This is a genomic window from Polaribacter sp. Hel1_33_78, from assembly GCF_900106075.1.
Classification (GTDB): Bacteria; Bacteroidota; Bacteroidia; order Flavobacteriales; family Flavobacteriaceae; genus Polaribacter.
This window is the reverse complement of the sequence record NZ_LT629794.1, coordinates 2,364,809-2,372,500: the sequence shown is the minus strand read 5'-3', so window position 1 is coordinate 2,372,500 and position 7,692 is coordinate 2,364,809. Positions and strand designations below refer to the sequence as shown.

5 protein-coding genes and 1 rRNA gene are annotated in these 7,692 nt (G+C 29.8%); 4 read left to right on the top strand and 2 right to left on the bottom strand.

Annotation, left to right across the window (positions count from 1 at the left end; all coding sequences use genetic code 11):
* The first annotated feature begins 71 nt into the window (after positions 1 to 71).
* From rrf to cmk, 3 genes are all read left to right on the top strand, one after another.
* A 5S ribosomal RNA gene (rrf, locus tag BLT88_RS10240) occupies positions 72 to 181 on the top strand.
* Between the two features lie 150 nt (positions 182 to 331).
* Complete coding sequence (gene porQ, locus BLT88_RS10235) at positions 332 to 1,354, top strand: type IX secretion system protein PorQ (RefSeq protein ID WP_091954618.1); 1,023 nt, start codon at positions 332 to 334, stop codon at positions 1,352 to 1,354.
* Entirely contained in the window at positions 1,355 to 2,047 is a 693-nt protein-coding gene (gene cmk, locus BLT88_RS10230; protein WP_091954616.1) for a (d)CMP kinase, read from the top strand.
* Between the two features lie 253 nt (positions 2,048 to 2,300).
* Here cmk and BLT88_RS10225 read toward each other — a convergent pair whose 3' ends face one another.
* Complete coding sequence (locus BLT88_RS10225) at positions 2,301 to 2,930, bottom strand: 7-carboxy-7-deazaguanine synthase QueE (protein WP_091954615.1); 630 nt, start codon at positions 2,928 to 2,930, stop codon at positions 2,301 to 2,303.
* A gap of 246 nt (positions 2,931 to 3,176) precedes the next feature.
* Between BLT88_RS10225 and rpsA the strand changes: the two genes are divergently transcribed.
* A complete protein-coding gene (rpsA, locus tag BLT88_RS10220; RefSeq protein ID WP_036787083.1) occupies positions 3,177 to 4,997 on the top strand; it encodes a 30S ribosomal protein S1 in 1,821 nt (606 codons plus the stop codon).
* Between the two features lie 107 nt (positions 4,998 to 5,104).
* Here the strand turns inward: rpsA and BLT88_RS10215 are convergent, their stop codons facing one another.
* Complete coding sequence (locus BLT88_RS10215; RefSeq protein WP_091954613.1) at positions 5,105 to 7,582, bottom strand: M14 family metallopeptidase; 2,478 nt, start codon at positions 7,580 to 7,582, stop codon at positions 5,105 to 5,107.
* Between the last annotated feature and the right edge of the window lie 110 nt (positions 7,583 to 7,692).

Sequence of the window (7,692 nt, the reverse complement as noted above, 5' to 3'; positions counted from 1 at the left end):
TATTTTGAAACTTACAATATTATTTTACCATATGTCAACTTATACAGTTAAAGCAATTTAGCTGAAAATTTTAGGGTGGTTATAGCATTGGGGATCACCTCTTCCCATACCGAACAGAGAAGTTAAGCCCAATAGCGCCGATGGTACTGCATTTATGTGGGAGAGTAGGTCGCCGCCTTTCTTTATCTTGTGATAAACAAGATCTATAAACCTCATATCTAACGATATGAGGTTTTTTTATTATACAAAATGATAAAATATCAAACATAATTGCTTGTTTATGGAAATATTCTGTGGTATTTTCGTTATACATTTTATAGTGTTTTACTAAATGAAAATTAATCCGTTTATTGTGCTATTCGTTTTTTATTCTATGGGTATTAAAGCTCAAATTGGGGGTGAAAGTGTATATCAATTTTTAAATCTTTCTTCTTCAGCAAGACAGATTGCTTTGGGGGGAGAAGTTTTAACTTTTATAGATGATGTGAATCAACCTACATGGAATCCTTCGACAATAAACGCTGAAATGGATAATCAATTTTCTGTAAATTATTCTAGTTATTTAGCAGGGATAAATATAGGCTCCATATCATACGCTAGACAAATTTCTAGAAGGTTTGGTACTGTTCATGGGAATATAAAATTTCTTGATTACGGTACTTTAATTGAATCAGATGAACAAGGTAACGAAATAGGTGATTTTAAAGCTAGGGATTTAGCTGTATCAATTGGATATGCTGTTAATCTTCCTTGGACTAATTTATTTTTTGGAACTAATATTAAATTGATTAACAGCAATATTAGTAATTTTACATCAATTGGAATTGCTACAGATTTGGCAATTTTATATTATAGTCCCTATAAATCCTATTCTTTTACTATTGTTGCTAGAAATATAGGTGCACAAATAAAATCTTTTAATGGACTAAATGAAAGATTACCTTTCAAAGTAGCTATAGGTGCTTCTTACAAATTTGAATATGTTCCATTAAAATGGTATTTAACCATTGATAATTTACAAAAATGGAATGTTAGTTTTATTAATCCATCTGAGCAAACAATAGATTTAGAAGGAAATATTACCGAAGAAAAAAATGGTTTTATAGGAAATACTTTAAGACATTTTGTTATCGGAGCAGAGTTGTTTCCGGGGAGTGCGCTAAATGTTAGATTAGGGTATAATGTCAGAAGAGCGGCTGAATTAAAATTACAAAATGTTAGAACATTTGGTGGAATATCTGTTGGATTTGGATTAAAAATGAATAATTTGAAATTTAATTATGCATATTCAAAATTTCATTCTGCATCAAATGCCAGTACTTTCAGTTTACAAATTGATTTAGATAGAAGATAAATGAAGAAAAAAATTACAATAGCTATTGATGGATTTTCGTCCACAGGAAAAAGTACAATTGCAAAATTATTGGCTCAAAAATATAACTATATTTATGTTGATACTGGTGCAATGTATAGAGCCGTTTCTCTTTTTGCTAAGAATAATCAACTTGTGGGAGTGAATTTTTTTAAAAAGGAGGAATTAATATCTCGTTTATCAGAAATTGCTCTTTCTTTTAAATTTAACAAAAAATTGGGATTTGCTGAAATGTTCTTAAATAATGAGAATGTTGAAGATGAAATTAGGACTTTAGAGATTTCACAATTGGTGAGTAAAGTTGCTACGGTTTCTGAGGTTAGAAAAAAATTAGTTGCAGAGCAACAATTAATGGGTGTTAATGGCGGAATAGTAATGGATGGAAGAGATATAGGAAGTGTTGTTTTTCCTAATGCTGATTTAAAATTATTCATGACAGCTTCTGCTGATAAAAGAGCTACAAGACGTTACAAAGAATTGAATGATAGAGGAGATAAAGTTAATTTTGAAGAGATTCTTTTTAATGTTCAGGAAAGGGATAGAATAGATTCTACTCGAGAAGATTCTCCATTAATATTGACTAATGACGCTGTAGAATTTGATAATTCTAATATGGGGATTGATGAGCAGTTTGATAGAATCTGTGCTTTAGTTGATAATTTAATTGTTTCTTAAATTAGAATGAAAATATTTTAAAACGTAATGTTTTGTTATAAATATTTTTTTTGATATTGAAGTAAAGAATACACTCTGGAAATTATTTAATTTAAAAATTACCTTTTTTAAGCAATTTTTATGAATAAATCAATTTTTATAGTAAGTATGATTATCTCTTCAGTTTTTCTTTAGATAACTTGGGAATAAAGTTTTTTTAAAAATAGAAGTAAACACAAATTTTATTTTTTTAAACCTTATTTGGTCTTAAGAATTAAGGAATATTTAAGTATTTGTGAGTTTGTAAAGAAATTTTCCATTTTGGGTTTTTCATTACATATTCAACAATTTGAACTGTCATTTTTTCTTTTTTACTCCATTCAGGTTGCAAAAACAGTTGACATTTTTCATCAACTTTAGCAGCTTGTTCTTCAGCAAATTCAAAATCAGATTTATTATGAATTATCATTTTTAGCTCATCCGCCTCAGGATAAACTTCAGCTAAAGGTAATTTTGTCTTTTTTGGAGATAGACAGAACCAATCCCATTTTCCAGAAAAAGAATATGCTCCAGAAGTTTCTATATGTGTTTTTATGTTGTTTTTTTGAAGTAAATTTGTAATATAATCCATGGACCACATTAAGGGCTCCCCTCCAGTAATAACAACTGTATTCCCATATTTCTTTACATTCTCAACAATAGTATTTGCAAGTGTAGGAGGATGTAAATCTGCGTTCCAACTTTCTTTCACATCACACCAATGGCAACCAACATCACAACCTCCAACTCTTATAAAATAAGCTGCAGTACCTGTATGAGAACCTTCACCTTGAATTGTATAGAACTCTTCCATTAATGGAAGCATTATGCCTTTGTTTACTAAATCTTTTGTTTCTTTATTCATCTACATTAAAGTCAACCAAAAAGGTTTTTAAAAGATGCAAAGGTAGTTTTTTGATTATCAAGAATAAAATGAATAATAAATTAATTCTATTTGCTTAAAAATCAATGAAATTATGTAGATTTGCACTCCTTTTTACGAGAACAGATTTATAAAAGGAATTAAACAAAACAATTTATAAAAACAACTCTTTTTGTTTTTATCGTTAAAAATCTGGAAAACAATAAGATACAAAATTAATTTTCAGAAATGTCTGAAGAAACAAAAAACACTGAAGAGCAAGTAGTTGCTACTGAAGTACAAGAAACAACGACTCCAGTTGTAGATCCGAAACAATTTTTAGCTGATTTTAACTGGCACAAATACGAACAAGGTATTGAAGCTGTTGATGAAGAAAAATTAAAAGCATTTGAAAATGCATTAGAAGGAACTGTAGGTTTCGTAAATGAACGTGATGTAATTGAAGGAACTGTAATTAGAATTACAGACAGAGATGCAATTATTGACATCAATTCTAAATCTGAAGGAGTTATTTCTTTAAACGAATTTCGTTACAATCAAGGTTTAGCTGAAGGAGATACTGTAGAAGTATTAGTTGATAAGAGAGAAGATTCTTCTGGTCAATTGGTATTGTCTCACAAAAAAGCGAGAGTAATCAAAGCTTGGGAGCGTGTTAACAATGCTCATGAAACTGGTGAAGTAGTTAATGGTTTCGTTAAGTGTAGAACTAGAGGTGGTATGATTGTAGATGTTTTCGGAATCGAAGCATTTTTACCAGGATCTCAAATTGACGTTAAGCCAATTAGAGATTACGATCAATATGTAGAGAAGACAATGGAATTCAAAGTTGTGAAAATCAATCACGAATTTAAAAATGTTGTTGTATCTCATAAAGCACTTATTGAAGCGGATATTGAATTACAGAAAAAAGAAATTATTGGTCAATTAGAAAAAGGACAAGTATTAGAAGGTATTGTTAAAAATATTACTTCTTATGGTGTCTTTGTTGATTTAGGTGGTGTTGATGGATTGGTACATATTACTGATTTATCTTGGTCAAGAATCAATCATCCAAATGAGGTTGTAGAATTAGATCAAAAATTAAACGTTGTAATTTTAGATTTTGATGATAACAAATCTAGAATTCAATTAGGATTGAAACAATTATCTGCACATCCTTGGGAAGCTTTAAACTCTGAATTAAAAATTGGAGATAAAGTTACTGGTGAAGTTGTTGTTTTAGCTGATTATGGAGCATTCGTTGAAGTAGAGCAAGGAGTAGAAGGGTTAATTCACGTTTCTGAAATGTCTTGGTCAACTCATTTACGTTCTGCACAAGATTTCGTAAAAGTTGGAGATAAAGTTGAAGCTCAAATTTTAACTTTAGATAGAGAAGACCGTAAAATGTCTTTAGGTATTAAACAATTACATCCAGATCCTTGGACAGATATTACAACTAAATATCCTGTTGGTTCAACTCATACAGGTACTGTAAGAAATTACACAAACTTTGGTGTATTTGTTGAGTTAGAAGAAGGAATCGATGGTTTAGTTTATATCTCTGATTTATCTTGGACGAAGAAAATTAAGCATCCATCAGATTTTGTTACTGTTGGTGATAAATTAGAAGTTCAAGTTTTAGAATTAGATGTAGAGAACAGAAAGTTAAATTTAGGTCATAAGCAAACGCAAGATAATCCTTGGGATGCTCATGAAGCTACTTATGCTATCGGTTCTACGCATGAAGGAGTTGTGAAAGAAAAGAATGATAAAGGGGCAGTTGTAACTTTTGCTGATGGAGTAGAAGGTTTTGCACCAAGTAGATTCTTAGAAAAAGAAGATGGTACTAAATTAGGAAAAGGTGAAACACTTAAGTTTGTAGTTTTAGAATTCTCTAAAGAATACAGAAGAGTTGTTGTATCTCATACATCTATCTTTAAAGAGCAAGAAAAAAGAAATGTGAAAGTTGCCGTTAAAAAAGCAGCTGAAGCTGAAAAAACTACTTTAGGAGACATAGGTGGTCTTGCAGATTTAAAAAAGAAAATGGAAGCTGGTAACAAAAAGAAATAATAATTTCATAACTAGTTGTTCTTTCTGCGAAGAAAGAAATCCATAATACTTAAAAAGCCATTGCTATTTGCAATGGCTTTTTTATTGTTCAATTGGTTTTATAAATTTTATTTCAGTGTATTAGAATTTAGCAAAAACACTGCGTTCGCTAAAAAGAGTTTTCCATTATGCCAAAAAGATCTAAATAAAGGATTGTCTACCATATAAATAATACTTCCACGTCCTTTTTGTTCTTCTCCAAACAATAACGATTCTGGAATATTTTTAAGAGCTCTACTGCCAGCATAGCCAGAAACATTTTCCGTGTCTTTATCAAAGTAAGCAACATTTATGCCATTTTCTAAATAGTTAAATGATGTTCCACTTAATTTTAAAGAAAAATAATCACTCTTATATCCAAAAGCTAAAGGATGAGTTACATCAACTTTACTTTTAAATATTGCCCCAGTAATAAGATTTTGAATATTCTTTCTTTCTTGATCAGCATAAGGAGTTAAATTATATTTGGTAGAATCTTTTTTAGACTCTTTACTCTTTAAAGAATATCCTTTTTTATCTGCAAAACTATTTAAAGCATTTCCAATCACAATTAATGTTCCACCAGCACTTACAAAAGTTGATAATTTATCTAAGGTAGTTTTATGTAAAACATTACTGTAATATCCATTTGGGATAATTATAACATCATACTTGGAAAATTTCGTTTTACTAAAATAATCTGAATTTAAAATAGTAAGAGGGTATTTTAATTCTGTTTCAAAAAAGTGCCAAATTTCTCCAAAACTTAAAGATGAAGCTCCTTTGCCCGAAAGTAATGCAATCTTCTGTTTGTTAATGGGCTTTACACTATAAGAGCCAAAATCTAATCCAGAATCTACAAAACCTGTAGCAACTGGTTCAATTTTTCTTTGATGTTTATTAGCAATTTTATTCAATTTTTCATCAAAGTCAGTAGTTCTATTATCATTTCTTAAAATGATTAAAGTTCCAGGGTCATAAGTTTTCCCTTCTAAAGAAAATATTTTTTCAGAAAAACGAGGCGTTATATTTTGTTGCAACAAAGCCCCTAAAAAAGTAGCATCTTCTAAACTATTCCACTTAGAAATGTAGGCATATGCGCTTTTATCTATAGTATTTGTTATACTTTTTACGGTTTTAGATTCAATAGAACTCACTTTTGTTTTTGATGCAATCGCATCAAAACCATGAGCATAAGGTAAGGACCAAGCTGTAATATCATAAGTTAGGGAGTCTGATAATTTAGCTTTTGGCTCAAATAAAACTTTTACCATTTTTCCTTTTGGCTGATTGGTATGAATCACTAAATCACCATTAGAAGTTGTAAATTTCTCCTCTTTTTCTGTATTAAAACGGTATCCTTTTATAGTTCCTTTGATGGCATATTCGTATTTAATTTCATGAGTATCTAATAGATCTATTAAACGATTTATTTTATCTTCATTATCATTTTTTAAAACAAAACTTTTGTATTCTAAATTTTTATTCTTGAAGAATTTTTTAAATTCTGAATTTAATTTTTCTGCATTTCTTGATGAAATTTCTACAGTTGATAATCCTGTTGTCATATGATGAAGTGCTCTGTCTTTTAATGTTAAAACTTCACCTTCATCAGTCTGTATTCCTAAACCAGCTCTTCCATGACCAGCTTGTTCATAGGTCATTCCAATTGCACCCATAAAAGTAGGGTAGGTGTCTCCATAACTAGGATATAGCAAATCAAAACTTTCTTTTGTAAAATACAGCCAACCTTCTTTGTCAAAATAATTAGCATGATTTTTTCCTATTTGAGTTTGAAAATCACGCTGCCAATCTGTAATAATTTCATGAAAAGGTTCTGCAGCTGGGGCAAAATAGTAAGGGCTATTAATCCCTTGCTCATGAAAATCTACATGAATATGTGGCATCCATTTGTTATAAATTTTTATTCTTTGCTGAGTTTCAATTTGAGTGGCCCAAGCCCAATCTCTATTCAAATCAAATAAATAATGATTTGGTCTTCCTCCCGGCCATGGTTCATGATGTTCTTTTGCATCTTGAGTAATATTAAATGGCGTACTTTTTACCTGATTAAACCAATTTACATATCGGTCTCTTCCATCTGGATTTATACACGGATCCATTATAATTACTGTATTTTCCAACCAAGATTTTTTAGTAGTAACCAATTCGTATATGGTTAACATTGAGGCCTCTGTGCTAGAAGCTTCATTTCCATGAACATTATAACTTAACCAAACAATTGCAGTTTTGTTATCAGAATTTCCATTTATAATTCCAGTTTGAGAAAGGTTTGTTTTTCTAATATTTTCTAAATTATTAATGTTTTCTTGGGATGAAATATAACTTAAATACAAAGGTCTATGTTCATTAGTTTCTCCATATTTTTCCAGTTTAACATTAGATAATGTATTGCTAACATATTTAAAATATTCTACAACTTTATGATGTCTTGTAAATCGACTGCCAATTTCATAACCTAAAAACTCGGAAGGAGATTTTATGTTTTGCGATAAAATGTTTCCAAAAGTTAGAAAAGCAATTAATAAAAGTGATTTAATTTTCATGAATTAAGTTTTGATTGTTACCAAAAATAAGAAATAAATTTTATTAAATTAACCTCAATTTTTTGAAGCACGTTAAAAATTTGTTAGATTAAATTTGAGGTAACAAAGTG